The sequence below is a fragment of the Cohnella sp. LGH genome, assembly GCF_017671885.1.
Classification (GTDB): Bacteria; Bacillota; Bacilli; order Paenibacillales; family Paenibacillaceae; genus Cohnella; species Cohnella phaseoli.
Window position 1 is genome coordinate 3,128,711 of record NZ_CP072117.1, and the last position, 26,286, is coordinate 3,154,996.

The 26,286-nt window shown below is 49.5% G+C and carries 27 protein-coding genes; 24 read left to right on the plus strand and 3 right to left on the minus strand.

From position 1 onward, the window contains the following. Positions 1–62 precede the first annotated feature (62 nt). Positions 63–422: a DUF4190 domain-containing protein gene (locus tag J4772_RS13240; protein ID WP_209075563.1), complete on the plus strand. Its 360-nt coding sequence runs from the start codon at positions 63–65 to the stop codon at positions 420–422. A 134-nt stretch (positions 423–556) separates the two neighbouring features. Here J4772_RS13240 and J4772_RS13245 read toward each other — a convergent pair whose 3' ends face one another. After that, entirely contained in the window at positions 557–1,033 is a 477-nt protein-coding gene (locus J4772_RS13245) for a GyrI-like domain-containing protein (protein WP_209075564.1), read from the minus strand. 42 nt (positions 1,034–1,075) lie between these two features. Next, a complete protein-coding gene (locus J4772_RS13250) occupies positions 1,076–1,555 on the minus strand; it encodes a hypothetical protein (RefSeq protein WP_209075565.1) in 480 nt (159 codons plus the stop codon). Between the two features lie 101 nt (positions 1,556–1,656). Here J4772_RS13250 and J4772_RS13255 point away from each other — a divergent pair, with 101 nt between their 5' ends. From J4772_RS13255 to J4772_RS13275, 5 genes are all read left to right on the plus strand, one after another. Next, positions 1,657–2,613 carry a helix-turn-helix transcriptional regulator gene (locus J4772_RS13255; protein WP_256442710.1) on the plus strand — a complete coding sequence of 319 codons (957 nt, stop codon included), beginning with the start codon at positions 1,657–1,659 and terminating at the stop codon, positions 2,611–2,613. An 88-nt stretch (positions 2,614–2,701) separates the two neighbouring features. Then, on the plus strand, positions 2,702–3,202 hold the full coding sequence (locus J4772_RS13260) for a beta-xylosidase family glycoside hydrolase (RefSeq protein ID WP_209075567.1): 501 nt from the start codon (positions 2,702–2,704) through the stop codon (positions 3,200–3,202). Between the two features lie 292 nt (positions 3,203–3,494). Further along, a complete protein-coding gene (locus J4772_RS13265; RefSeq protein ID WP_209075568.1) occupies positions 3,495–4,079 on the plus strand; it encodes a dihydrofolate reductase family protein in 585 nt (194 codons plus the stop codon). Between the two features lie 61 nt (positions 4,080–4,140). Further along, positions 4,141–4,566: a MarR family winged helix-turn-helix transcriptional regulator gene (locus J4772_RS13270; RefSeq protein WP_209075569.1), complete on the plus strand. Its 426-nt coding sequence runs from the start codon at positions 4,141–4,143 to the stop codon at positions 4,564–4,566. 130 nt (positions 4,567–4,696) lie between these two features. Next, positions 4,697–6,085 carry an MFS transporter gene (locus J4772_RS13275; protein ID WP_209075570.1) on the plus strand — a complete coding sequence of 463 codons (1,389 nt, stop codon included), beginning with the start codon at positions 4,697–4,699 and terminating at the stop codon, positions 6,083–6,085. A gap of 8 nt (positions 6,086–6,093) precedes the next feature. Here the strand turns inward: J4772_RS13275 and J4772_RS13280 are convergent, their stop codons facing one another. Next, positions 6,094–6,318 (minus strand): hypothetical protein, encoded by a 225-nt coding sequence (locus J4772_RS13280; protein ID WP_247741086.1) that lies wholly within the window; start codon positions 6,316–6,318, stop codon positions 6,094–6,096. A 102-nt stretch (positions 6,319–6,420) separates the two neighbouring features. Here J4772_RS13280 and J4772_RS13285 point away from each other — a divergent pair, with 102 nt between their 5' ends. From J4772_RS13285 to J4772_RS13370, 18 genes are all read left to right on the plus strand, one after another. Beyond that, positions 6,421–6,621 carry a hypothetical protein gene (locus J4772_RS13285; protein WP_209075571.1) on the plus strand — a complete coding sequence of 67 codons (201 nt, stop codon included), beginning with the start codon at positions 6,421–6,423 and terminating at the stop codon, positions 6,619–6,621. Positions 6,622–6,763: 142 nt separating this feature from the next. Continuing rightward, positions 6,764–7,204, plus strand: coding sequence for a DUF4871 domain-containing protein (locus J4772_RS13290; protein ID WP_209075572.1), 441 nt, complete (start codon positions 6,764–6,766; stop codon positions 7,202–7,204). 141 nt (positions 7,205–7,345) lie between these two features. Beyond that, the gene (locus tag J4772_RS13295; RefSeq protein WP_209075573.1) at positions 7,346–8,878 is read left to right on the plus strand and encodes a stalk domain-containing protein; all 1,533 of its coding nucleotides are present in this window, start codon (positions 7,346–7,348) and stop codon (positions 8,876–8,878) included. Between the two features lie 171 nt (positions 8,879–9,049). After that, positions 9,050–10,774, plus strand: a complete 1,725-nt coding sequence (locus tag J4772_RS13300) for a sensor histidine kinase (RefSeq protein WP_209075574.1) — start codon at positions 9,050–9,052, stop codon at positions 10,772–10,774. Between the two features lie 3 nt (positions 10,775–10,777). Next, a complete protein-coding gene (locus J4772_RS13305) occupies positions 10,778–12,322 on the plus strand; it encodes a response regulator transcription factor (RefSeq protein WP_209075575.1) in 1,545 nt (514 codons plus the stop codon). Positions 12,323–12,414: 92 nt separating this feature from the next. Then, a complete protein-coding gene (locus J4772_RS13310) occupies positions 12,415–13,806 on the plus strand; it encodes an ABC transporter substrate-binding protein (RefSeq protein WP_209075576.1) in 1,392 nt (463 codons plus the stop codon). 80 nt (positions 13,807–13,886) lie between these two features. Continuing rightward, the gene (locus J4772_RS13315; RefSeq protein WP_209075577.1) at positions 13,887–14,765 is read left to right on the plus strand and encodes a carbohydrate ABC transporter permease; all 879 of its coding nucleotides are present in this window, start codon (positions 13,887–13,889) and stop codon (positions 14,763–14,765) included. Next, positions 14,765–15,586, plus strand: coding sequence for a carbohydrate ABC transporter permease (locus tag J4772_RS13320; protein WP_116062562.1), 822 nt, complete (start codon positions 14,765–14,767; stop codon positions 15,584–15,586). Before J4772_RS13315 ends, J4772_RS13320 begins: the two co-directional genes overlap by 1 nt. 21 nt (positions 15,587–15,607) lie before the next feature. After that, complete coding sequence (locus J4772_RS13325) at positions 15,608–16,702, plus strand: glycoside hydrolase family 99-like domain-containing protein (RefSeq protein WP_209075578.1); 1,095 nt, start codon at positions 15,608–15,610, stop codon at positions 16,700–16,702. 28 nt (positions 16,703–16,730) lie between these two features. Further along, on the plus strand, positions 16,731–17,912 hold the full coding sequence (locus J4772_RS13330; protein ID WP_209075579.1) for an enolase C-terminal domain-like protein: 1,182 nt from the start codon (positions 16,731–16,733) through the stop codon (positions 17,910–17,912). 17 nt (positions 17,913–17,929) lie between these two features. After that, complete coding sequence (locus tag J4772_RS13335; protein WP_116062565.1) at positions 17,930–18,688, plus strand: SDR family NAD(P)-dependent oxidoreductase; 759 nt, start codon at positions 17,930–17,932, stop codon at positions 18,686–18,688. Between the two features lie 29 nt (positions 18,689–18,717). Then, positions 18,718–19,752, plus strand: coding sequence for a zinc-dependent alcohol dehydrogenase (locus J4772_RS13340; RefSeq protein ID WP_209075580.1), 1,035 nt, complete (start codon positions 18,718–18,720; stop codon positions 19,750–19,752). A gap of 7 nt (positions 19,753–19,759) precedes the next feature. Further along, entirely contained in the window at positions 19,760–20,596 is an 837-nt protein-coding gene (locus tag J4772_RS13345) for an amidohydrolase family protein (RefSeq protein ID WP_209075581.1), read from the plus strand. Between the two features lie 69 nt (positions 20,597–20,665). Beyond that, a complete protein-coding gene (locus J4772_RS13350) occupies positions 20,666–21,478 on the plus strand; it encodes a glycoside hydrolase family 71/99 protein (RefSeq protein ID WP_209075582.1) in 813 nt (270 codons plus the stop codon). Positions 21,479–21,525: 47 nt separating this feature from the next. Then, on the plus strand, positions 21,526–22,152 hold the full coding sequence (locus J4772_RS13355) for a discoidin domain-containing protein (RefSeq protein ID WP_209075583.1): 627 nt from the start codon (positions 21,526–21,528) through the stop codon (positions 22,150–22,152). A gap of 270 nt (positions 22,153–22,422) precedes the next feature. Continuing rightward, positions 22,423–23,100 (plus strand): response regulator transcription factor, encoded by a 678-nt coding sequence (locus J4772_RS13360; RefSeq protein ID WP_209075584.1) that lies wholly within the window; start codon positions 22,423–22,425, stop codon positions 23,098–23,100. Beyond that, positions 23,097–24,914 (plus strand): sensor histidine kinase, encoded by a 1,818-nt coding sequence (locus J4772_RS13365; RefSeq protein ID WP_209075585.1) that lies wholly within the window; start codon positions 23,097–23,099, stop codon positions 24,912–24,914. Before J4772_RS13360 ends, J4772_RS13365 begins: the two co-directional genes overlap by 4 nt. 154 nt (positions 24,915–25,068) lie before the next feature. After that, a complete protein-coding gene (locus tag J4772_RS13370; protein ID WP_209075586.1) occupies positions 25,069–26,040 on the plus strand; it encodes an aldo/keto reductase in 972 nt (323 codons plus the stop codon). The last annotated feature ends 246 nt before the right edge of the window (positions 26,041–26,286 follow it).

The following is a 26,286-nucleotide window of genomic DNA, read 5'->3' on the forward strand; positions in this document are numbered from 1 at the left end:
TACAGTAATTTACTACGAGAAGTATAATAGTAAATAATGACACATTAATAGGAGGATATTCCTTGGATGACAATCACAAAGAGCCACAGTACGGGTTTTCTCCGCCAACCCAATCATACGCCCCGCCACAGGCGAACACGAATGGCAAAGCAATTGCCTCTCTAGTACTAGGTATAATATCTTTAATTACTTTACCAATAGGAGGAGGAATTATACTCCTTGGAATCATTGGCTTCATCAGCGGCATCGCTGCGATTGCGTTCGCGTCGTTATCCTTTAAGGAGATCAAGCTAATGCAGATGCAAGGTCGCGGTATGGCAATCGGAGGATTAGTATGCGGAATCGTCGCGACGTCTCTCAATGTGCTTGCCTTTGTTATCGCGTTTGTGATTGGCTTCACGACTGCTATGAATAACGCTTAGGCACAACAGGGGGCAGTCCCATAATTTGAGATGCTCGATATGAATAAGCAAGGGGTACGTACCCCTTGCACATTTATCATCGATTATCTTTCACAGCAACTTGGTTGGCTTATGGGACAGCTCCGATCTGCTTGTTATTTTTTAACCACAGGCACCCAAAATTCGCCGTAGAAAGTGCCGTCACCGTTATCTTGGCGATAAGTCGCGTTTGGACCGCCGATGTACGCATAATCGGTGATTTGGGACAAAACTTCGCCAAAGGCCCGGTAAGTCAACTGATCAAACAAAATTTCCTTATCGCCATTTCCCGCAACCACGATGTATTCGCTCTCTGGAAACTCGATGATGCGCGTTGCGTCAGATACGGATTTACCAGCATCCACAGCGAAATAATTCCACGGCTTTCCTTGATAGACCTCGTTGACCGACCATTCACGATCGTCTTTTGCGGCGTTTTTAAGCTTGGCGAACCGTCCGTCAGCTTTGAGCCTTCCCCAAAACTCGGCTTTTTCCTTTTGCAAAGCCGTCATATCTTGAAAATTCGACTGGATAGAGAAACCATATGCAGTTAATGTGAAAGATTTTTTGTATTCGACCGTGTAATCTGCCATAGGAGATCTCCTTTCATCGAGCTCTGTAAAATACGACAGAGCTTAGCTTTCGATTTTTTTAACGCGAAGCCACATTTCGCCATAGAATTCACCGTTCTCGGCGGGTTTGACGAATGTTGAGTTGCCGGGTCCAACGTATTTGTAGTCTGTGATTTCTTGCAACATGCCGCTGAAAACTTTGCCTGTGATTTCGTCGGCAAGGCGATCCTTGTCAGCGCCTGTGCCTGGTACGACAAGGTAGTCGCCAGCGAGAAAGTCGATGACGATCGCGGCTTCCACGTCGAACTCGCCCATCACGCCGAAACCTCGCCAAGCCTTGCCATCAAGCACGTAATTGATTTGATATTCTTGCCCGTCAGCCAGCGCGAGAAGTTCAGCTAGCTTGCCGTTTTCAACGATTTCGGCTTTTTTCGCCGCGGTTTTTGCCGCATTGCCTGCCCAGTCGTTAAAGTCATCGAATGTAACACCGAAAGCCGTCATTTTGTAGTTTTCCGAAATGGTTTTGATGGAGTACTTAGACATTTTGTTCTCTCCTTTGAGGATTTAGTCTTTACAAGTTTGATTCTATTTGCCGAATGTATCAAAAGTTGATACTATTTCTTCACTTTTGATACAATAAAATCATGAAGAAAACAGAACGAGTGAACCTCATTATGCGCTACATCAATAACCGCGCACATTTTACGATTGCGGAGATTCAACGGGAGTTTAAGATATCCCGCGCGACGGCGATCCGCGACATTAACGAGATTCAGGCTATGGGTTTTCCGCTGACGACAGAGCTTGGGCGGGGTGGAGGCTACCATGTCCTGCAAAATCATTATCTGCCCGCCGCCCGATTCACGCCCGATGAGCTGAAGGCGATATTTATCAGCTTTATCGCCTCGAAAAATTCGCAGCTGCCTTATTTGCAAAATCGACGCTCCATCACCGAAAAGCTTATCGGCATCGCTTCGCAAACCCAGCAAGACGAGCTGATCGAGCTGAATCATATTTTACTATTCGAGAATACTAATCCCGCCAATCCGAACCTTCTGGAGCTCGATGATGCGGCGCCTCCAGAGTTGAACCAGTTGATTTCGCTTGCGGTCCGGGATAAGCATTTGCGCGTGACTTTTGAACAGAGTCCTGGATGGCCGCAGTTGTTGGACGTTTATCTGCTGCATATTTTCAACTCTAACGCTCAGTGGCTTGTAGAGGTTTACGATTTCGACACGGATGAGTTTCGTTATTTGCCTGTTGCGATGCTGCGGGATTCGGCTTTTTCCGAGCAGGAGATGAAGTGTTCGGAGCAAGAGATCTTAAGCAAAAAAAGGCATCGTGCACGAGAGGCCAATCTTGTTGTGAAGCTTGATGCGACTGGAATTCTACGCTTTAAGCGTATGCACCCTCCAGGAATTACTTTGTCCTTTACCGGGATGTTTCAGTCGAGCGGGATATTCAGTGTTCAACTGGATGTGACCGATGTTGAGATGCTCGCGTATTATGCGGATTGGCTTCTGTTTTTGGGAAAAGGGGTTGTGTTTGACCGGATCCCCAATGAGCTGCGTAGGATATTGGAAGAGCGTATATTCGTATGATTCGTGAAGCTGAACGATCTGAAAGGGATCAATTGTACGCGCTTTATAAATTTAGACATTAATTCACTATCCGTACGAATCAATGGTGATGGATCTGCAATGGAACGCTTTGCCCGCGGCTTCCGTTTCTGGAGGCAAACTGCAGATCGGCATCGCGGCCAATTCCAACGACGATACCGGCAAGGTGGTGCAAGTAGCCGCAAACGAGGATCTCGTCCTGACGAACAAGATCGATTATAAATCTAGCCAGAACTACCAACAGGCGGGCTTGCTGATTTGGTACGATGCCGATCATTATATCAAAGTGGACCGGCAGTATAACAACGGCAATCGGCTCGAATTTTCCGGACAAGGTTTTTCCGGGAGTGCAAGTATCCCCGAACCACTGCCAGGCGAGACGATCTACCTGCGTCTAGATAAGGCGGGTTATTACTATCGGGCTTACTACAGCACTGACGGGGATTACTGGACGCCGATCGGGGGCTACGGTTCGTCTGCTGCCTCGGGGGCGGCGAAGATCAGGATTAGCGCTTCCTCTTTCAGCGCGGCGACGGGGACTGCCGAATTCGACTGGTTCCGCGAGAGCTAGTCTAATTGGCCAGATTTACCTCAGAAAATTTCCTTTGGTCATATCGAGCAAGACTGAACTTACGGAGAAACGATAACTCGATAAATACAGAGGCAGCCGATGCAGATGATCGGCTGCCTTTTGATTAAGCTATCGGCAGTTTTGCGCAACATGGAAGTCTGCAAAAAAATTCAGTAGCCACTTGAACCTTACGTAAAGTAATGATTTATTATGAACATAACAGCAGGACAAAACACATGACAACGGCAATAAAATCGGACAAGATATATTCAAAATCGGAGGAGAAACGGACATGAGAAAACTCGTATTATTCATGCATGTGTCGCTGGATGGGTATGCGTTAGATTCGAACGGAGGACTGGATTGGATTCCGTACAACGAGGAATTAGAGAATTACGCCGAGGAAGTCGTAGCCGAAGTCGACTCTCCCGTTTACGGACGTACGACGTATCAGATGATGGAGAGCTACTGGCCCTCTGTGCTGGATGATCCGAATGCGTCGAGGCACGCTATGGAGCATGCAAAATGGCTGCAGGATGTTAAGAAGATCGTCATTTCCGGAACGATGGACAAGGCGAAATGGAACAATACGTTGCTGGTTAAGGACAAAGTCGCAGAGGAAATCAAGGCGCTCAAGGAGCAGCCTGGCAAAAATCTTGTTATCTTCGGCAGCTCTGGGGCTGCGAATACGCTGTTTGAGCTCAGCCTGATCGACGAATACCTATTGACGATTTGTCCAGTCATCCTGGGCAGCGGCAAATCGATATTCGGCGGCGGGGTCGAGAAAATCAGGCTCAAGCTGCTGTCCAGCCGAACGCTCAAGTCGGGCATTATCGCGACCCGCTATGAGATGGAGAAAATTAGCTTTGAAAAGTAGAAAAAGAGAATTATAATGGTCTTAACAACTATAATCACGATTACTATGAAGGAGGAGCAAATTGGAATTAGAAAAGTATATTGGTGTTAATGTGCAGCGCGCGGCGCTTAAATTGAATAACTACTATCAAAAGGTAGTGAATCCGTTTGACATCACAGTGGATCAGTGGGAAATACTGATCGTGCTATGGGAAAAAGAAGGGATTACTCAAAAAGAGCTTGCAGAGAGACTCCACAAGGACCAAACGAATGTTGCACGAATGCTGTTTAAGTTGGAAAAGAAGGGATTTATTTATCGTGTGGTCCATGAAACGGATAGAAGGTCTTTGCGTGTTTATTTAACTCCTAAAGGACGAGATATTAAAGTTGAAATTCTTGCCCCCTCCATTGAAGCCTATAATAAAACCATTCAGGGGTTATCTGAAGTAGAAGTTGAAATGTTTAGAAGGATTCTTACTGTAATGTATAACAACATAAAAGATCTATAATCCAAAGAAGAGCATCTTTGATTGTCCCTCACAGTAAAGGGGGAATAAACTTTGGATGACGGAGTTAGATATTTTGGGTCATATACTTGCTGCAGCAACTATAGACTAGACTATTAAGGAGAGTTGGAGGATGACAATTACTCAAAAGGAAGTCGGGGTTTTCGATATCCAATATAGAGCATTGACAATAGGGATTATTCTTGCGGTCACTACTGTTGCGTTTGAAGGGTTGGCGCTTGTGACGATTGCTCCGAACCTGGCTCAAAAGTTAGATGGACTTCATTTATATGGCTGGATATTCAGCGCTTTTCTTTTGGCACAGATCCTTGGAACAATGATAATGGGGCAGCGGATCAACAAAATCGGCGTTTTTGCATCGTTTGGCATATCGATCCTGATTTTTGTGATCGGCATCTTGAATGCAGCTACTTCTGTGAACATGATTATGCTACTTATAGGGAGAGTGTTTCAGGGATTTGGTGCAGGGGCAATCATTACGTGCGTGTATTACAGCATTACTTTGGGGTATCCCGATAAGCTTAGAACGAAAGTACTTGCTTTATTTTCCGGCGCATATATTTTGCCAGCTTTAATTGGCCCATACATTGCCGGACTTATAGCGGAGTATCTGTCCTGGAGATTAGTTTTTTGGCTGGTGCTTCCTTTCATTGGCGTGGCTGTTGTGCTGACGATTCCCGCTTTTCGCAAATTTACAGTGGAAGAGAATCCCACTTCAATGAACAGCCGAAAAGAAGGCTTTGCAGTACTACTGACTATTGGTACCGGAATGTTGCTGGCTGGGCTAGGCTTTATAACCGATTGGAAAGGAATTGCACTTTCGGTAGTAGGATTGCTCATCATGATCAAACCTTTGCGAAAGCTGCTGCCTGAGGGCACCTTAAGTGCGAGAAGAGGTTTGCCTGCTACGATTGCTTCAAGGGGATTCTTTGCTGCTTGTTATAATGCGACTGAAAGCTATGTTGTCTTGGCTTTGACGGATGTGAAAAAGCTTCCTGCAGATTTGGCAGGATTAATTGTAGCTGCGGGTGCATTAAGCTGGTCTACGGCAGCCTGGCTGCAGTCAAAGTTTGATGCTAAAGACCATGGGAAGGGCCGAAAGAAACGGGTGACGGTTGGTATTGGATTTATGATTATTGGAGTTGCTGCGGTAATACTGGCGGTTGGCCTCCCAGGGGGAGGAATGGCATTTGCAGTCATTTCACAGCTTTTCACTGGATTTGGCATAGGCTTGGCACATCCTACCACTGGTGCGATTGCGCTGCAGCATGCGAATGCAGGCGAAGAAGGAGAGATATCCGCCAGCCTTCAATTTACAGATGCATTTAGTCCGGGGTTAAGCATTGGAATCGGCGGAGCCCTCATTGCTGTTAGTCAGTCTATAAATTTGGGGTTGTTGACGGGGATTATACTGGCTCTGTCTCTTCAATTGTTTTTTGTTCTCTTGAGCTTTACGATTTCATTTCGCATTATACAGGCGAAAGTCCCCGAGAGGATGTAAAAAAAGAGTCACAGAGACGATTTTAGCTCCAAATCCGACGGGCTTCTGGATTGATCTTTGAGGGAACGGATGGCGAATACCCACCAGACGCAGGTTGCAGTTCGTTTTTCCGTATCCATAGGGAGTAGCTCTAAAAGAACTTCCTTCGCGGCTTTCATCGGAATACGGCTAATCTCCAGCCCCTCTGCCTTGTCGGCTCCTTTCGTCAAATAATAATCCACAATAAATAGCAACAGCTCGTCCTGCGTTGAAAAATAATGACGTAAGGCCCCAGGCGACAACCCTGCCGCAGAGGCAAACCCAAAACCAAAGAAGTTCGTGCTTTACATGAAATTTTGATTGAAGCCGTAAACACTCAAATGTCTGCCTTTGTTACAATGGTAGATGCCCTCGAAAAACAGAATAACTCCTTAGTTGAACAAGCAAATGGACAATTAGACCAAGTATCTAAATTAACTGAGGATTATCATGAAAAATTGGCCGATTTAGCCAAGGATTATAAAGTTAATTATAAAAATAAAGATGCAAATAGTTAATTGTTGTTTCAGGCTGCTGAGTAAGGCTCGGCAGTCTTTTTGACATTTATCGGTATGAATTCAATTGCCCCCTTGAGGCCAAGAATGAACCAACACTTCACCCTCGACTTCCAAAATGATACAATAATGACGAGGACGGTGAATGATGGTGATAAAGTATTTATTTCTTGGATTTATTTTTCTAATGACTGCATGTACTGACCAAAACAACACTGACAATCAGACAAACTGGCAACTAAGTCGAACGATTGAAGTTGACGGAATAAAGGTGTATGGAAAAGAAGATCGTTTAGTTTTTATGCCTCAAGGCGAAAGCGACATTTCAAAAGGTGGACACTTTTCTATTTACTTCTGGGGAAAGCCGGAGGAAATAGCGGATAAGTATAAACTAATCGGCATACACAAAGATTCAGGGACAAAACAGACTTTGTATCCCGACTGGGAGGTTTCAAAGACAGAAAACGAGCTAGGAGCAGATGCGCAAAGCGGTGCCAAGTACATTCTTGATAAAAAAGGTATGTGGCGACTTGAAGTATACATGGGTGATGAATATTTTGACAGTATCGTTGTAAAAGCAACCTAACTTTCTCAACTCTAACATGGCCAGTCGAGTACTTTGATTAGATCGACTCCTTATTCGACGGGGTACGTTGTTTTAATAAGGATTCTCCGGCTGTAGAGGCAGTCAGAGGATGGCGCCAATCGTAATGGAGGAGGACTTACATTGTTAATTAGGAAATGGCTGCCTGCAGCGATGTTTTTGATGTGTTTTGCCTTCATTCTGGCATTATCGGCTCATGCAGAAGAAAACGATCTTTTCGACACGAGAGAGACTGTATTCAAGATGAACGATCCGAACGCTTTGATAAACGGGAAGAAAGTCGTTCTGCAAGTTCCGCCTACAACGATAAACAATTATACCTTTGTTCCGTTGAGGAGCGTAAGCGATGCGATCGGCGCGAATCTAACACGGAAGTCGGATGAGATCCGGCTCAGCTATGAAGGGGTCACCGTTGAAATCACGGTTGGCCGAGCGGAGGCTTTCGTACAAAGCAACCCTGTTCTTTTGGAACAACCGCCCGTTGTCATTAAAGGGACAACGATGGTTCCACTAAGATTTATTGTCAATTCTCTGGGCCTTGATCTTCGGTACGAACCGTCGACGAAAGAAATCCGGATTTCATCGAAAATCAAAAAAACGCCGGAGCCAATAGACGAAGATCAGCCGGGGAACAAAAAGGATGTTGAAGAGGAAGCACCGGTCGTCAGACCACGAATGGAAAATTTGACCGTGGATTATTTGTCAGCCAACCATAGCAACTTAAAAAGCCTTGATAAGATCAGGCTGTATTCCTTCGGAAACACAAGCATAGCCGCCGCTAAAGACAATCAAGTCTACATTCTGAATAGGGACCCGAACAAGGGGTATCAGATTAAAAAATACGACCCGAATTCTGCGGATAAAATGTCGGTCGTCGCATCCATTGATGAGCGATTTAACTTCGAATACTCCGTTCGAGACAAATACAAAATCAACTTTAGCTATGGAGAATTCGTTCCGAAGAAACTCGTCTACAACGACGCAAGCGATACGTTGTATTTGCTGGGAGAAAGCGCGGCGATGTATCCGGACAAGCTGCGTCTTGCGGTATTTTCGATAACCCCCGAGGTGAAAATGGTTACCTATCAACTGGAGAATTCAGGTTTCTACAAGTTGGAAGATTCTTTTTTCTCCACATTGGATGACAAGACATTCTATTACGGCGAACCTTATTCGAAAATGATTTATTCCGCGAATAGGGATCAAGCCTTGGAACTGGTCAACAGCTCCCCGACGTCGGACAAAACACAGTTGATCTCGACCGTGAAAGATGGAGTATTATATGTTTACGATAAAAAGAGCAGCACGATTTTCAAGTGGACGGGAACGGGATTGGCTAAGCATGCACAAGTCGCCATTCATTCGGATTCCGTCATGCACGTAGCGGCATCGTTCGGTTATTTTTATTTGCTTGACGATCGCCGAGTCGTACATCGCGTTACGTCGGACGGCAAAATGGAGTCTTATGCGGAGCTCGGCAAGGCTAGCTTTAACCCGGGGATATTAGGAGTTCCGGAGACGAGCAACTGGAAGCTGTTCGGCAATGAAAGACTTTTGCTTGATCGCTATACGCTGCACATGTCGACGGATAGCAACGGCAATTTATTTTTGTTTGACGATGGAATCTTGATACGGGTAAACGTATACCCGAGTTAAAATGCAGGAATAAAGCATAAGGACCGGTAAGCTCTGCCGATTAACGGTAAGGGATTTCCGGTCTTTGCTATGTCAACTGCAACAAAGAAAAGGTCAAATGGAATAGAGAGACAGCCTGTCCCAACCATAGTACAATGGGCATACACACTTCGTTTACGGAGGTTAGCAGGCATGGGGCACTTCATGGTCAACCTCTTTAACCTGATCCGTTCGCGACTTTTTTACAAAATGCTCATTATTTATTCGCTGCTTACACTTGTTCCGCTCATTATTGTAAGCGCTACCTTCTACTTCCGTTCCAGCCAACTGATCGGCAAGAAAGCGACGGAGGCCGCTCAACAGGAACTTGCCGCTGCTGCTTCGGCGATTGATGCTCCGCTCTCGGCCATCAAGAAGAGGATGCTCGAGATCGGGGAACGGAACGTGATGGAATCCTACTTGAAACTGTACAGTCAGACCGATGCAAATGCGACTTCTGACAGCAATCGGCAGCAACTGCTCGAAAACACAATCGATGCGCTGCAAGTCGAGTTGGCCGAATTGAAAAGAAGCGTTGGTGAATTCGTCGACAACCTGTACGTGGTCACGCCGGACGACCAAGTGTTCGGAACGGGCGGCAACCGCCCTTTGCATTATCCTTCCGCATACCGCTTGCTTCCTTTCGAATTCGACCGGATGCCCGAATGGGCGTTTTTTTCCGACGACAAACGGATGGCCTGCGACATGAAAATTTATGAGTCTGGCACCGACGAAGTGCTGGGATGGCTAGTCGTTACGCTGGTCCCCGCCAGCCTTCAGCAGACGTTTGTCGATTTTGCGTCTGGAACGTTCTATATCACCAACTCGGATAACATTATTCTTTCCGCTTCGCACCTTGACGAAGTCGGTAGAGTGCTGGACGTGCGGGGACCTGCGACGCTGCTGCTCATTCAGCAGAAGTCGCAATATGCCGACTTTCATTATATTCGGCTGGCAACTCCCGGAGCGGGCGGTATCGTGGAAAAGCAGGCGATGTTCGCGGCGGCGGTTACTTTCGTAGCGTGGCTGACCGTCTTTTTCGTTACGTATTACATTTTAAAACGCGTAACCGCTCCGATACAGAGACTCACCAGGCTGATGCGCCGGGCCGAACGAGAAGAGTACCAATTGGTGCAGGACGTTTCGACCCGAGACGAAATCGCCATGCTTTGTCACGGCTACAACCAGATGGTGCGACGCACGAAAATTCTGATCGACAAAAACTATAAAAACGAACTGCTTGTCCGCGAAGCGGAGCTCAAGGCGATCCGGATGTATATCAATCCACACTTCTTATACAATACGCTCGAATATATTAGCATCATGTCGCAAAAACCCGAAAAGGCAAAGTTCGTGCCGGATATCGTGCATAACCTTTCAAGCATTTTTCGCTTTTCGATCACGCCGGGCGAAAAGTTTGTGTCTTTGGAAACGGAAATGGCGTTCGCGGAAAAATATTTGCAAATCCATCAATATCGGCTCGGGGAGCGGTTGCAGTATCGCCTTGCGCTTCCGGAAATGCTGCTCCAGTCCGCCGTGCCAAAGCTCATCCTGCAGCCGCTTGTCGAGAACGCCGTTATTCATGGCATCGACCGTCTGCAAGGCGGCGGCCGAATTAAAATCGAGGCAAGAGAAGAGGATTACAAGCTCGTGATCGAAATTCGCAATTCCGTTCCGCCGGAAAAAGCCGACGGTTCCCTGTCCATCCGGCAGTCGGCCAGAAAAGGGCTCGGTTCCGGACTGGAAAATGTCAATGCGCGGGTACGTCACCATTTTGGCAACGTGTATGGGGTGAAGCTCAGGAGAGAAGGCGAGGATTCGGTAACCGTAACGCTGCAAATGCCGATACAACTTTGGAATGAGACGGGAGAGGATTAAGCGATGCGAATCCTTGTTGTGGACGACGAAAGCGAAATTCGCAATTATTTGGCCGAAATGCCGCAATGGGCAGATGCACGCTGCACGGTCGTCGGGAAAGCTGCGAACGGCGAGGAAGCGTTGGCTCTGATCGAAGTGGTCAAGCCGGACGTGCTGCTTACCGATATCCGCATGCCCGTGTTGGACGGCATCGAGCTGGCGGAAGCGGTCAGAAAAACGTATGCGGACATGCCGATCATATTCCTGACCGCGCATCACGAATTCGAATACGCAAGACAAGCGGTCCGACTGGGCGCAGCCGACTTTATTACGAAGCCTTTTAAGCCGGAAGACATCGTTCGGGTAGTGGAGCATTTGCGCTCCAAAGAGCGAAGCGGATGGAAGGAGCAGGAATCGTTTTTCGCCGCGCTTGGCGGATCGTCTCTTTCCAGGGAGCAAAAGCGGCAGTGGTTGCTGGAGCAGGAACTCGAAGACCGTTCTTTTCTGCTGCTGTATGCCGAGCTCGACCATGTGCACGGCTCACAATCCGGACGCAATCCGTTCGAGTTGAAAAAAATCCGCACGACACTGGAATCCGTTCCGAAAGGCGCTGGCCTGACGGCGTGGATATCGGAAACTTCCAGCGGCGTTTATTTGCTGCTGCCGTTCGAATCCGGGGGCGAAGCCGGTACACGGGAAAACGGCATCGAGCTCGCCAAGAGAATGATCAAATCTTGCGAAACGGAAAATGGGCAAAGCGTGTCCGTAGGCATCAGCAGGATGTTCGATTCGTACCTCGAGCTAGCGGAGGCGATTGGGCAGATTGGCGTTTGCATGGACTATCGCATGCTGCTCGGCAAAAATTCGGTTCTCGCCTTCGACGCGATCGAGACGATCGTCGGCGAGAAGGAGAAGGAATCGCTCGAATCCGTCAAAAGGATCGCCGATTTGCTCCGAACCGGAAATGCGGACGGTATACGCGAATCGCTTTCTTCCGCATACCGCCGCATGTTGTCCGCCGGCGCAAGCCGTAAGGACATCCAGCATTTTTGTATAGGTATGATCGAACGGTCGGAGGACGTGCTGCTAGAATTCGGAATCGAGCCGACGCCTGGGACGGCTGTAGGCATTCGCGAAACGATGCTCGCCAGCCTCATTTTGACCGACATGATGAAAGCTCTCGAGAGGTATATGCTGGATAACGCGGACGCGATACGACGGCTGCTGGAACACTCGCCGAAACGGCTCGTCGCCGAGACGAAAGGAATTATCGACATGGAGTATCGGACGGATCTGACGCTGCAGACCGTCGCCAAGCGACTGAACGTAAACTATTCGTATTTGAGCAGGTTGATCAAAAAAGAGACGGGAAAAAACTTCACGGATATGTTGTGGGAATACCGTATTGAGGCGGCCAAGATCAAGCTGCTGAACGAAGACCTCAAATCGTACGAGGTTGCCTACGCCGTAGGTTTCAAAGACGCGGGGCATTTTAGCATGCTTTTCAAGAAAATGACGGGGCTCACGCCAAGCAATTACAAGCAGCAAACCGGCGGTAAAACGCAATAAAGAAAAACCAAATTACAGCTATCGAGGCCACCCTGCGAAGAGGCTATGATGAAATTGTAAAACAAACTCGATCTCAGAAGGGGTGTTTCAACTTGCAAAAGAAAGCGTTATTATCGCTGATTGCCCTCTTGTGCGTCATGCTTGCGCTCGCGGCGTGCGGCAACGGCAAGTCGAACGACCAGAACAACGCATCGTCCAGCAGTCCCGCGGCGAGTGAAGCATCGAGTCCGTCAGCGCAGACGGACAATTCGGGTGGGGACAACGCAGCAACAGCCAACGACAAAGAGTTTACGATCCGCGTCGGTGCCTGGTTCCTTGACGATCGTCCACATGAACAGGCATTGAAGAAGGCGGTTGAAGACGGCTACAAAAAGCTTTATCCGAACGCCAAAATTCAATGGGACGTCACGCTTGGCGGCGCATATTTCGACAAGCTGAAGGCGCAATTCGCATCCGACTCCGCGCCGGACGTGACCTTCTTTCAACAGACAGATTGGTTTAAGGCCGGCAATTTCATGGACCTTTCGAATGAACCTTGGGTTGCTCGTCTGACGGAAGCGGGCAAGAAAGAGCCTACCGTCACGTATCAAGGAAAATTGTACGGCGTGCCGATGGAAGGTAGCCCGAGCCCGGGCGTCTGGTACAACACCGAACTGTTTAACGAGCTCGGTCTGAAGCCCCCGACAACGGTGCAGGAATTTATGGACGTATGCGAGAAGATCAAGGCTGCCGGCAAAACGCCGATCGCTCTCGGGTTCAAAGACGTCTGGACGGTCCAGATGTTCCTGGTTAGCTGGATCCAATCGTACGGGTTCGTGAACGATCCCGACTTCGGCAAGAAAGTGTATGAAGGTCAGATCAAACTGGACGATCCGACGATCCAGGCGGTATACAAAAACTTTCAGACGATGAAGGAAAAAGGATATTTTAATAAAAACGCGCTTAGCATCGACTGGCCGGCCTCCGCCCAATTGTTCGCTTCCGGAGACGCGGCGATGATCATGCAAGGACCATGGATGCCTGGCGCGAACAAAGATAATATTCAAAAAGGCGGCTTCAAGTCGTTCCAGATCGGCTATTTCCCGCTTATGGACGATAAAGGTAATGTCGGTATGACGCTCGGCAACGGCGCAGGCCTTGCAATCAATGCCAAAACGAAGCTCGTCGAAGAATCCAAGGCGCTCGTTAATCTCATGACGACGCAGGACGTCATCGCGCCTTGGCTTGCAGGCGACGGCGCGCTGCCTTTCTTCTCCGATGTGCAAGTTGCGTTCGACGATCCGGTGATGGAGACCGTGAAGAGTTTCGTTGACAAAGGCGTAATGTCTTACGCTATCCAGAACGTCATTCCGACAAGCTCTATGACGGCGTTGACGGATATTGTCACGAAAGTGGTATCCGGCGCATCGTTCAATCCATCTGATTTGAAGGCCGCTCAGGATGCTTTCGAGAAAGACAAGGAGTCAGTGGTTCTCCCGTACTGATCGACTGACGGCACATATAAGCGTCCAGCCGCGCCTTTTGCGGCTGACGCCTTTCATCGCTTCGGAAAGGGGCCGCCTCCATGAATCTCAAACGCAGGCATTATTGGACGGGCGTCTTGTTTTTGCTCCCGGCACTGATTGTTTTTCTGCTATTTTTCTTTTATCCGTTTCTTCAGAGCATCTATTTCTCCTTTACCCGTTGGAGCGGCAGCGGCAAGCCGGTGTTTATCGGGTTTGAAAATTATACGAATCTGTTCAGCGATCCTCATATGACGGACGGTCTGAAAAATTCGCTGAAAATGGCTGTTTTCGGAATTGTTGTCCAGAATCCGTTGGCGCTGCTTGTCGCGATCCTCATCAACAGGCAGTTCAGAACGAAGGCGTTTATCCGGACGGCCATTTATTTCCCCGTCATTATCAGCCTCGTTGTCGCTTCCGTCGTATGGGGCCAACTGCTGCAGTACGATGGCTTCTTCAACGAAATTCTAAACCGGCTCGGCTTCGAATCGTGGACCGAAGATTGGCTCGGAACGCTTAAGACTTCTTTCCCGACGATTATCCTGCTCACCCAATGGCAAGCTATCGGGTATTGCGCAATTATTTATTTGGCCGGCCTGAAGTCGATCCCGGAGGATATTTACGAAGCAGCCGAACTTGAAGGCGCAAAGGGCTTTACTCTGTTCCGGAACATTACGCTCCCGATGCTGATGCCTGCCTTTACGATCGTTCTGTTTTTGACCGTCGTCGGAGCGTTGAAGCTGTTCGATCTGCCGTATATTTTGACGAACGGGGGACCTGGAACGTCCTCTTACACGCTGTTCCTGGCCGTCTACAACGCGGCTTTCAAGGAAAACAATTATGGATACGCCACAGCGGGCGGTATTTTACTGGCCATATTCATTATCGTCGTTGCCATCATCCAGTTGTCTGTTACGCGCAAACGGGAGGTGGAGCTCTAATGGAGCGCAAACGCGCCTCTCTGCCTACGGAAATCATACTGATCGTCGTCGGATTGCTGTTCCTGTTTCCTATCCTGTATTTGCTCCAAATGTCCTTTAAGCATCCCGGTATTTTTTACAAGCCGCTGATGCTGCCGGACCGGCTGTATCTTGATTACTACAAGATGGCGCTGCACGGCGACTTTTTCCGCAGTCTGTGGAATTCGACTCTTGTTACGGTTTTTGGCCTCGGGCTGACCATCGCGATCTCATCCATGGCCGGATATGCGTTGTCGCGGCGCACCGACAGGTTGTTCCGTTTCGTGTTTCTGCTGTTATTGACGGGCATGATCATTCCGACTGTCGGATCGCTCATTCCGTTGTTCAAGCTTGTCACTTCGCTTCATCTCGGGAACACGCGCAGCGTGCTCGTCCTTCTGTATACGGCCGGATTCATTCCGTTCGCAACGTTCCTGTATTCCGCTTTCACGAAGTCGATCCCCCGCGAGTTGGAGGAATCGGCGAGCATCGACGGCTGCGGACCGCTGCGCATGTTCTGGGTCATTCTATTCCCGCTGCTGCTGCCGGCGACGGGCACTTTCATTCTGACCAACGTGTACGGCATCTGGAACGACTTCGTAACGCCGCTCATCTTCTTGAATTCGCCGGAAAAGATGACGCTTATGCCGATGATCGTCCAGTTTATGTACAACAGGCAGTCGACGAACTACGGCCCCGTGTTCGCACTATGCGTGCTTGCCATGATTCCGCTGCTCGTGCTGTTCGTTTTTACCCAGCGCTATATGTTGAAAGGTCTTGTAATCGGGTCGGTGAAAGGTTAATTGACAGGGAGTGTGTTAGAGATGAGCCATCTATACAAATCCAGCCGCTATGAGGTCGCGGTCTATTATTTCCCGCAGTGGCATGCGGATCCGAAGAACGAAGCGGCAAAGGGAAAGGGGTGGACAGAGTGGCCGTCGCTGCGCGGGGCGAAACCGCGGTTCCCGGGACACGAGCAACCCAAGGTGCCTTTTTGGGGAGAAATCGACGAAACGGATCCGCGGGTGTCGGAAATGCAAATCGGCGCGGCGGCCGATCACGGCGTCACGACTTTTCTGTACGATTGGTATTGGGACATGGGCGGCGGTGAAGGGCCGTTCTTGCAGCGCGCGCTGGAAGAGGGATTTCTTCAGGCAACGAACCGCGATCGCCTGAAATTCGCGCTTATGTGGGCCAACCACAACGAAGTGAGCCGGGAGCGGTTCGAGGCGATGACGGATTACATTATCGCGAATTATTTCCATCATCCAAACCATTTCGCCATTGACGGACGACTGTATTTTTGCATCTACGAGTGCTTTACGCTGGTGAAAGGACTTGGCGGCATCGACCAAACTGCCGACGCGCTGCAATCGTTTAGACGCAAAGCATCGGCCGCAGGTTATGAGCTGCATCTGAACGTAATGGAATGGGGACTCAATCCCAAGCACCGGGACATTCTTGGCGAAGACACGAACGTGCTTATCCGACGTTTCGGCGTGGACAGCGTTACGTCTTATGTCTGGATTCATCATATCGAGCCGGAAGAGTTTCCTGAGGCTTCCTATACCAAACTTGCGGAACGGGCGGCAAACCAGTGGGATGTGTTCCGTGACCAATTCACCGTGCCGTATTTCCCGAACGTGACGATGGGGTGGGATCCGAGTCCGCGCAGCGATCCGTCCAAGCCGTATGAGCGAAGCGAATATTTCTCGCCGATTCTTTCGGGCAATACGCCGGAGGCGTTCGAAGCGTCCTTGCGCGACGTTAAGGCATTCCTCGACCGGTCGACGCTGCAGCTGCCGATGTTTACGGTCTATGCCTGGAACGAGTGGACCGAGGGAGGCTACTTGGAACCGGATACCGTGCATGGGATGGGATACTTGGAGGCCATCCGGAACGTTTTTGGCAAGGAATAAATGGGTTAGCATACAAGGAGTTGAGTGCATGAAAATAACTTCAGTCCGCGTTTTCACGCCGAACCTGGCCAAAATCTCCGCTTTAAAGGCAAGCAAACAGCAAGACAAACCAGACAATGCGCAAGATATGTCCTGGATCTCGGAAACCGTCATCGCCAATCCGATGTCCATATATCCGGAATATTTCGAGCGCCGCTCCTCCTGGCTGTGGGTGAGTGAAGAGGTTATCGTCCAGATAGAGACGGACGAAGGCGTTACGGGAATCGGGACCTGCCCCGGCGGAGCTGCCGCCGCTTCGTTGATCAAGCAGCATTTAAGCCGTTTTCTCATCGGTCAGAATCCGTTTCAGGTGGAGCGTCTGTGGGACATTCTATTCAAGACGTCCCTCCCATACGGACGCAAAGGTTTGCCGATAATGGCTATTTCCGCTATTGATCTTGCGTTGTGGGACTGTATATCCAAAGCGAGGAACGAGCCGCTTTACCAATCGCTTGGCGGTCAGGTTAAAGACAAAGTGCACGCCTATGTCACGGGCAACGATTATTCACGGACCAAAGAGCTCGGCTATTATGGCCAAAAGCTGGCGATGCCCTATGGTCCCGCCTCGGGCTATGAGGGCATGCATAAGAACGCGGAACTAGTTCGCCGAACGCGCGAAGCGCTTGGACCGGACATTGAGATTATGTGCGACTGTTATATGGCTTGGGATGTGCATTATACGATTCGAATGGCGGAGATGCTCGCCCCCTACAGAGTCAAATGGATTGAGGAGTGCCTCCCGCCGGACGATTACGAGGGGTACGGCATCATAAACCGGACGATTACGTCAACGGCCGTAGCGACGGGGGAACACGAGTATACCCGCTACGGGTTTAGGCAGTTGCTGAATGTCCGGGGAGCGGAGATTTTGCAGCCGGATATTTGCTGGTGCGGCGGCTTGACGGAAGCCAAAAAAATATGCGCCATGGCGTCGGCGGATCATTTGACCGTCATTCCGCACGCGGGCGGCATTCAGCCGTGGGCTCTCCATCTCGTGTTCGCGACGCCGAACATTCCGCTCGCCGAATATTTTATCGGGGCTGACCCGACCGAAGATCCGATCTTTCAAGTATGGAATGTACCTGTAAACGGCTGGTTTCATTTGCCGCAAGCGCCCGGCGCCGGAATCCACATTCGAGAATCCGCGTACGAGCTTCTTAACGAACACTAAAGGAGAAGCGAATTCGTATGGGAAAATTGGACGGACGCAATGCGATCGTAACCGGAGGCAGCCGAGGGATCGGCCGTGGTATTTGTTTCGAACTGGCCAAGGAAGGGGCCAATGTAGCCGTCAATTATTCTTCCCACCCCGAGGAAGCGCGCACAGTCGTTGAAGAGCTTCGGTCATTCGGGGGGCTTGCGACGGCCGTCAAAGCGGATGTTTCGGTTAAAACCGAAATAAGTGCTATGGTGGAACAAGTCCGATCGGAATGGGGAAGCGTCGACATTCTCGTCAACAATGCGGGGATTTGCCCGTTTCGAGACTTCTTCGATATTGACGAAGTGAGCTGGACGAGAACGATTGGCGTAAATTTGTCCGGCGTTTTCTATGCCTCGCAGGCGGCCGCTAGGCATATGAAGGAGCAAGGAAAGGGCGCTATCGTCCATATTTCGACCGTGACGGCATACCGAGGCGGCATGGAGCAGGTCCATTACGCGGCCAGCAAAGGAGGGGTCAATTCTTTGACCTCTTCTATGGCTTGCGCGTTAGGACATTATGGGATTCGCGTCAATGCCATCCTTTGCGGCGGCGTCATCACTGATATTAACCGGGATCGCGTCCCGGTCCATCTGCACGGAAAAAAGGCCAAACACCCCGAATTGCCATCGGGCCGTCTGGGAGATCCGGAGGATTTGGGCAAAGCGGTCGTCTACCTGGTTTCCGACGACAGCGAATGGGTAACGGGAGCCCAACTGGCGGTCGACGGCGGTTCGTTTGTTATGTAGAATATACCTCGTGCGGGAGATGGATGTGCATGAAAGCTTTAATGTGGAATGGGCCGAGACAGATGGACCTCGTACGGCTGGATGTCCCCGAGCCGGCTCGGGGCGAGGCGCTGATTAAAGTCGCCGTTGTCGGCATATGCGGTTCGGATCTGGAAGGCTATCTGGGTCATAACAGCCTAAGAAAACCTCCCCTGCTGATGGGGCACGAGTTTTCCGGCACGATCGTTTCGATCGGCTGGGATGTGAAAGGATGGAGCGTCGGAGATCGCGTCGTTGCAAATCCGTTGATTGCTTGCGGAACTTGCCCGAGATGCGTCCGGGGGCGACCGAATTTATGCGATCGCCGCCAAATCGTCGGGATTCATCGTCCCGGAGCTTACGCCGAATATACGACCGTTCCGGTTTCCTGTTTGCATAAGTTTCCGGACTCGTTATCATTCGAAGATGCCGCGTTGACCGAGCCGCTAGCTTGCGCGCTGCGTGCTGTTCATCGTTCGATCGCGGACTTTCCGCTCGTTCAAATGTTGGTGATTGGAGCGGGCCCAATCGGGATTTTGTCGGCCTTGACCGCGCAAGTTTTGGGGGCCGCTAAAGTGTGGATCATGGACAAGAACGAGCGTCGACTTCAAACGGCCGCGCGCCTTCAGCTGTCTGGCGCCTTCAGCAGCGGAGATTCGGACGTTGCTGAACAGGTTCGTCTTGCCGCCGGTTCGCGAGGCGTCGATGTCGTGCTGGATGCCGCCGGGTTCCAACCGACCCGGGAACTGGCGATTCGTCTTCTGAATCCAGGCGGAATTTTCATGAATATCGGTCTCGGCATCGATGACACCGTTCTTCCGATCAATCATGCGATCCGCAGCGAGATTGAGATCAGAGGCTCTTTCTGCTACAGTCCGCAAGATTTTAGCGATGCGCTGTGCCTGCTTGAATCCGGCAAAATCGGATCGGAACAATGGAGCACGGTTCGTACGTTGGAAGACGGCACCGCTTCTTTTGAAGAACTAGTTTCGGGACAAACGAGCATCGGCAAAATTTTACTATCAATGGATTTATTGAGGGGATAAGCGAACGATGAGAGTAGACTCGCATCAGCATTATTGGTCGATCGCAAGAACGGATTATGGTTGGCTGACGCCGGACACCGGCATTTTATATCGCGATTACTTGCCCGAGCATTTGCATGGGCATCTCCGCAAGCATGGGTTCGAGCGGACCGTCCTCGTTCAGGCTGCGCCCAGCGTGGAAGAAACCTATTATATGCTTCGATTGGGCGAGCAAGATCCGACGATTGCCGCTGTCGTCGGTTGGCTCGATTTTGAATCCGACTCCGCGGATTTCGGCTTAAAGCTGGAGGAGCTTCGCCGCCATACGCTGTTCGCTGGGATACGTCCGATGATTCAGGATCTCCCGGCTGATTGGATGCAACGCGAGCAAGTCGTAGCCAACTTCCGGATGGTGGCGGAAACGGGAGTGCCTGTTGATTTTCAACTGCAACCCTGGCTTTTGGACAGCTGCAATAAGCTCATGGAACAAGTGCCTCATTTGCGGGCTGTCATCGACCATATCGCTAAACCACGGATGGACGGAATGGGCAAATCCGAATGGGTTCGAGGGCTGGAGCGATTGGCATCTTACCCGGGCATAATGTGCAAGTTGTCGGGAATGGTGGAAGGATCGGAAAAGGAAGTTTGGTCCAAAAGTCAGGTGGCGCCGTTCGCGTATGAAGCGATTCGGCTATTCGGACCGAATCGGCTCATGTTCGGCAGCGATTGGCCCGTTTGCCTGCTTGCAGCCGACTATGACGATGTGGTTGAATTGGCGGAGTCCATGCTCCCGCAGAATTGGAACGACCAGGAGAAAGCGGCGTTTTGGGGCGGAAACGCTGCGGCGTTTTATCAAATAGAGTGAAGAACCCCAAAGATTCATGATGATGAGGACGGCTGTTAGCCGATTCCACTTGGGAGGGGAATAAGATAGATGGGAAAAAGGACTGGAAAACGGTGGAGCTTTGTGTGTTTGTCTTTGCTGCTTGCGACGGTTGCCTTTATGCCGGCGATAGCGGGTACGACTTCAATCGCATATGCCGAGGGCAAAGGCTCCACTTTGGTCGGCGCGATCCGCTGGGACGCTTGGGTCGGCGACCTGAACACGGATGGGGTCGGGGCTCCATACGTAGGACATCAGGTGGAGGCGACGCTTGGACCGAACAAGTACCATTTTCGCCTGCCGTTTTTTGCAGTGGAGACAGGGACCGACTCCGTGCAAGCGCGCGAGTTGACGCAAAGCGTCATGGATCAGCAAATCGCTTACGCCAAAAACGCCGGCATCGACTACTGGGCGTTTGTCTATTATCCCGACAACAGCGGCATGGATACGGCGCGGAATTTGTATTTCAGCAGCACGCACAAAAACGATATCAATTACAATTTCATCCTCGGTGCCGGAGTTCTTCCCACTTCCAATTTTGACTGGCTGGTGACGAAATTTCAGGAGAGTAACTACCAAAAAGTGCTGAGCGGGCGCCCTCTGCTCTATATTTTCGGCGGAACAGGAGGGTATACGTCCAGCGATATTACAACTCTCCGCAACAAAACGACGACGGCTGGATTGCCGAATCCCTACATTGTCGTCATGGGAAGCGCTTCCGACGCCAACTCCATTGGAGCCGATGCCCTCAGTGCATACAACACGTGGATGGGGGGCGGAGGTCCTTATTCCGGGCTGATGGCCGCCGATCAGAACGGCTGGAACAGCGCCAAGAACACCGGCAAAAGGTCATTCCTTGGGTAACGACCGGGCTCGACGCCCGACCCCGCTATGACAATCCGGTTACATGGATGACGGTCGGCCCAAACGATTGGGTTCAAACGGCGACTCCTTCTGAAATCGCGACGAATTTGCAAAATGCGCTAAACTGGATCGATGCAAACTCGTCCACGGCGGAAGCGAATACGGTGTTAATATACGCCTGGAATGAGTTTGACGAAGGAGGCTGGATTTGCCCGACGTTGTATAACGGCACCGATCGGCTGGACGCGATCCGCAATGTGCTGTTCCCGCCTTCGGGAGGTATGAACCTTGCGCTGGGCCATACCTACAGTAGCTCGTCGAACTGGGATGTGTCGCAGATCGCGGATAAAGCATTCGACGGCAATTCGAGTACGAACTGGCAAGCGGCGAGCGGGTCATCTTATAACGGGCAATGGGCGGAGGTCGATTTCGGGACGAATACGACGTTTAACCGGGTGGTTCTTTCCGAATACGGCAGTCGCACAGGAGGATTCCGAATTGAATATTGGAACGGTTTGAGCTGGCAAACGGCATATACCGGATGGTCGATTGGCAGTCATTCGTCTCCAAGCACGCATACTTTCGCGGCCGTAACGGGATCGAAAGCTCGCATTTACTATACGAGCGGAACGTATACCCCGATTTTGTACGAGTTCGGGATATATACCAACTAAAAATAAGTGAAGAGGGACGATGAGCAAATCTGTGGAAGTGGCCACATAACCGGCAAGCGCGCAGTCTCGATTGGCCCGTTCTGTAAAATAAAGCCTATACAAACCGAAGAGCCTTAGTTGGCTTATTTAACGTAGTTAAACAAATAAGTTTTTTAAAAAATGGCCTGAAGCACAGCTTCAGGTTCGTTTTTTTAAATAAATTTTATTTTATCTGCACTTTTTCTTTATCTCTCTCTATTATTCTTGTTTTTTGAGAGGGGAGGTTGTCACATGTCAAGAACAATACTGATTGTAGAAGATGAAAATATTTTACGTGAAATAATGAAGGATTACCTGCTAGAAGAGGGTTACCGCGTTATTGAAGCCATAGATGGGAAACAAGCGATCTCATTATTTCAAGAATATGAGGTGGACTTGATTTTACTGGACATCATGTTGCCTGACTTGGATGGATGGTCCGTTTGCAAGCGAATCCGCAAGACATCGAATGTGCCGATTATCATATTGACGGCCCGATCTGATGAGGACGATACTTTGCTTGGGTTCGAACTGGGCGCCGACGACTACGTAACCAAGCCTTATAGCCCTCCAATCCTGTTGGCACGAGCAAAGCGGCTATTGGAGAGCAGGCATATCCACGAGCAACAAAGCGACACGTTGTCCAGCAGAGGCATTTCGATCCATTTTCCGTCCCGAACCGTTTCGATTGACGGTAAAAGCTCCGGTTTAACACATACGGAATTCGAAATATTGGCCTATCTATTGAAGAATAAAGGGATCATCATCAGCAGGGAACAGTTGGTATTAAAAATTTGGGGATATGATTTTACGGGCGACGATCGCACGGTCAACAGCCATATCCGCAATTTGCGTTCCAAGCTGGGAGAACATGCCAAGCATATCGTCACGGTCGTGCGTTCGGGATATAAATTCGAGGAAGAACCATGAATAAGGGGATCGTTCTAAAGCTATTTCTGTTTACGATGGCATTATGCATGTTCATCCTTGCCGTTATTTTTACCTTGCAAACCGTATTTTTCAAACAGTTTTATGTTCATCAAAAAGTAAAGAACGTCAACACAGCGCTTCAGGCTTATAAACAAGACTACCTGAATCAAGCCTCGAGCACGCAGGAGATGGCAAAGCTGGAGCAAATCTTTTTTCAAAAGCATAACACCTGGATCACGGTTTTGGACACCCGCGGGAATTTAAAGTATGCCGACGATTTCTTCATGGAGATTAAGCTGGACCGTTCGGAAGAATCTGCGCTTTTCGATAAAACGATAACCGTACCTCTATACAGTTTTATCAACGTAGAGGACTTCAGCAGCAATAAAACGTTCCTCACCCCTTGGATTCAAGAAGGGGAAAGGATCGCGCTTGAAGGCTTGATCACGAACAACCAGCCAGTTATCCAGCGGATGGGAAGGAGCACATCCAATCTGAGAGACGAAAGTCGGCTGGAAAATCATCAAATAGCGAGCAAAGAGTACGAGGTCGTCGATCGATCGAACATAATCCAATATCGTGAAAAATATTCCCCATTTCTGGTCAAAGGAACCATTTCGAAAGTTCGGATACCGGAAGGGGCGGGTGTCTCGCGTTACACCAATCACTTGTTTCTGGACCGTATCAAAGCTTTCCAAGCGGATCTATTGTACGGCGACTTTAAGGATGCCACGAACGCAAGTCAGATCGTAGACTATGAAGAAAATCATGCGAACTACAAAATTTTCGTGGATCGCATCCAAGATCGCGACGGAAATCCGACATACCTGTTCGCGATGACGTCACTTCAGCCGGTTAATGAAGCCGCAGGGATGATTCAAGATTACTATGTGTACATCATTATTGCCACTTTGCTTCTCGTGCTGCTGGTCTCGTTTTACTACTCTCGCCAGATCGCTCGGCCGTTGCTGCGTATCAACCGTACCGCTCGGCAAATGGCAGACCTCGATTTTTCGGAGAAAATTCCCATCACAACGAAGGATGAAATCGGTGACTTGTCGCGCAGCATTAACGAGCTCTCCGAGCGTCTGCACTCCCATATTCTCCACCTTCAGCAGGACATTGATAAGGAAAAGCAGCTCGAGTATACGCGAAAAGAATTTATATCCGGCGTCTCCCATGAGCTGAAAACTCCGTTAAGCGTCATCCAAAGCTGCCTTTCGATATTGAAGGATGGGGTTGTAAGCCATAAGCGGGATCATTATTTTGCGGCGATGGAGGACGAAGTCCGTCGGATGGATTTGCTGATTGCGGATATGCTGGAATTGGCGAAGTATGAATCCGGTACGTATAAAATGGATGTCGGCTCGTTCTATATCAATATCGTCATCGAGCGGGTATGCACTAAATTAACGCCGGACATTCAGGCAAAGCGACTGCTTCTCAACACTTCGCTTAAGTCTGTCGAAGTCGAGGGGAACGAGCGTCGGATTGAGCAGGTCATCGTCAATTTTCTTACTAACGCGATTCGATATACTCCAGATCGGGAGTCCATACTCGTAACAACATCGGAAGAGAGGGACATCGTTCAAATTTGTATCGAAAATAAAGGTGCCCATATCCCTGACGAGCAGCTGGAGAAAATTTGGGAGCGTTTCTACCGCGGGGAACCTTCTCGCCACCGGTCGACCGGAGGGACGGGACTTGGCCTCGCTATATCCAAGAAAATTCTGGAGATGCACGGTGTGGCTTACGGAGTCATCAATACCTCCGATGGCGTTCTGTTTTATTTTCACATGAATAAAAAATTGTAGAAAAGTGGAGCTGTCCCGAGGTCTTCGCGAGTCTCGGTTGGACGGCTCCTTTTTTATCTATCCTAGTAGACAAAATCTATAAATCACTTTGATATAAACTGCACTTTATCTTGACCTAGCGCGATTATACTTTTTTTCGAAAGTGTGTTATCACATGGAATATGTAAAACTTGGACGCAGCGGCTTAGAGGTTTCAAAGTTAAGCCTTGGAACTATGAGCTTCGGAGTACCTGAACGCGGCAATACCCCATGGTCTCTGGAAGAGGAGCAAAGCAGACCGATTATTAAGAAGGCACTCGAATCGGGCATCAACTTTTTCAGTACCGCCAACATGTATTCCGACGGAACAAGCGAAGAAATTCTCGGACGTGCCTTAAAGGACTTCACTAATCGTGACGAAGTTGTCATAGCTACAAAAGTATTTGTTCCAATGCGCAAAGGCCCAAATGCAATGGGACTTTCCCGCAAGGCCATTATGACCGAAATTGATAATAGTCTAAGACGACTCGGAACAAACTACGTCGATTTGTACCAGATTCATCGGTGGGATCCTAATACGCCAATTGAGGAGACTATGAAGGCTCTTCACGATTTAGTTACGGTGGGCAAGGTCAGATACATCGGAGCATCCTCCATGCTGGCATGGCAGCTTGCGAAAGCTCAGCATGTCGCAGAGCGAAACGGCTGGACACGGTTCGTTTCCATGGAGAATAGATTAAACCTGCTCTATCGGGAAGAAGAACGAGAAATGCTCCCCCTTTGCAGAGACGAGGGAGTTGGCGTCACTCCTTACCTGCCTTTGGCTGCAGGCCGGTTAACCCGGGATTGGAATGAGCAGACAACAAGATCGGAGAAGGACCAGGTAGCAAAGGCCTTGTTTAATAAAACGGAAGAGGCGGATCGCAAAGTCTCGGAAAGAGTGGGGGAAATTGCTGCTAACCGGGGAATTTCGCGCGCTCAGATTGCACTTGCATGGTTGCTACAAAAAGAAGAGGTCACCGCGCCAATTATAGGTTCGACGAAGATCAGCCATCTGGAAGATGCGGTTTCGGCGTTGTCGGTAAAATTGACTTCTGAAGAAATTACCCGTTTAGAAGAACTGTATATTCCACATCCATTGATATAAAGTTTCAAAGCCGCATTTACCTACCATTGCAGCCCGAACGTATTGAGCGCACGGGCTTTTGTGTATTTGAAAACCAATTGGCTTAAGTGTTATGCTTGGTATTCAGGCTATTTGGAAAATAGAAAGGTACAATGGAAATGTATAATAAGTTGATAGGGATTCACTAATATAGGTGATCGTCTTGGTATATGGGTATTTGTTGCAACACTTTTATCGCTTTTCAGCTATTCGCCCAAATTAGCGGCT

Coding starts and splice junctions, on each gene's coding strand:
- J4772_RS13265 (WP_209075568.1), top strand. CDS start 3,495: ATGAGAAAACTCGTATTATTCATGCATGTGTCGCTGGATGGGTATGCG.
- J4772_RS13255 (WP_256442710.1), top strand. CDS start 1,657: ATGAAGAAAACAGAACGAGTGAACCTCATTATGCGCTACATCAATAAC.
- J4772_RS13305 (WP_209075575.1), top strand. CDS start 10,778: ATGCGAATCCTTGTTGTGGACGACGAAAGCGAAATTCGCAATTATTTG.
- J4772_RS13360 (WP_209075584.1), top strand. CDS start 22,423: ATGTCAAGAACAATACTGATTGTAGAAGATGAAAATATTTTACGTGAA.
- J4772_RS13330 (WP_209075579.1), top strand. CDS start 16,731: ATGAAAATAACTTCAGTCCGCGTTTTCACGCCGAACCTGGCCAAAATC.
- J4772_RS13300 (WP_209075574.1), top strand. CDS start 9,050: ATGGGGCACTTCATGGTCAACCTCTTTAACCTGATCCGTTCGCGACTT.
- J4772_RS13250 (WP_209075565.1), bottom strand. CDS start 1,555: ATGTCTAAGTACTCCATCAAAACCATTTCGGAAAACTACAAAATGACG.
- J4772_RS13340 (WP_209075580.1), top strand. CDS start 18,718: ATGAAAGCTTTAATGTGGAATGGGCCGAGACAGATGGACCTCGTACGG.
- J4772_RS13290 (WP_209075572.1), top strand. CDS start 6,764: ATGATGGTGATAAAGTATTTATTTCTTGGATTTATTTTTCTAATGACT.
- J4772_RS13350 (WP_209075582.1), top strand. CDS start 20,666: ATGGGAAAAAGGACTGGAAAACGGTGGAGCTTTGTGTGTTTGTCTTTG.
- J4772_RS13245 (WP_209075564.1), bottom strand. CDS start 1,033: ATGGCAGATTACACGGTCGAATACAAAAAATCTTTCACATTAACTGCA.
- J4772_RS13320 (WP_116062562.1), top strand. CDS start 14,765: ATGGAGCGCAAACGCGCCTCTCTGCCTACGGAAATCATACTGATCGTC.
- J4772_RS13315 (WP_209075577.1), top strand. CDS start 13,887: ATGAATCTCAAACGCAGGCATTATTGGACGGGCGTCTTGTTTTTGCTC.
- J4772_RS13275 (WP_209075570.1), top strand. CDS start 4,697: ATGACAATTACTCAAAAGGAAGTCGGGGTTTTCGATATCCAATATAGA.
- J4772_RS13260 (WP_209075567.1), top strand. CDS start 2,702: ATGGATCTGCAATGGAACGCTTTGCCCGCGGCTTCCGTTTCTGGAGGC.
- J4772_RS13355 (WP_209075583.1), top strand. CDS start 21,526: ATGACGGTCGGCCCAAACGATTGGGTTCAAACGGCGACTCCTTCTGAA.
- J4772_RS13325 (WP_209075578.1), top strand. CDS start 15,608: ATGAGCCATCTATACAAATCCAGCCGCTATGAGGTCGCGGTCTATTAT.
- J4772_RS13365 (WP_209075585.1), top strand. CDS start 23,097: ATGAATAAGGGGATCGTTCTAAAGCTATTTCTGTTTACGATGGCATTA.
- J4772_RS13370 (WP_209075586.1), top strand. CDS start 25,069: ATGGAATATGTAAAACTTGGACGCAGCGGCTTAGAGGTTTCAAAGTTA.
- J4772_RS13345 (WP_209075581.1), top strand. CDS start 19,760: ATGAGAGTAGACTCGCATCAGCATTATTGGTCGATCGCAAGAACGGAT.
- J4772_RS13335 (WP_116062565.1), top strand. CDS start 17,930: ATGGGAAAATTGGACGGACGCAATGCGATCGTAACCGGAGGCAGCCGA.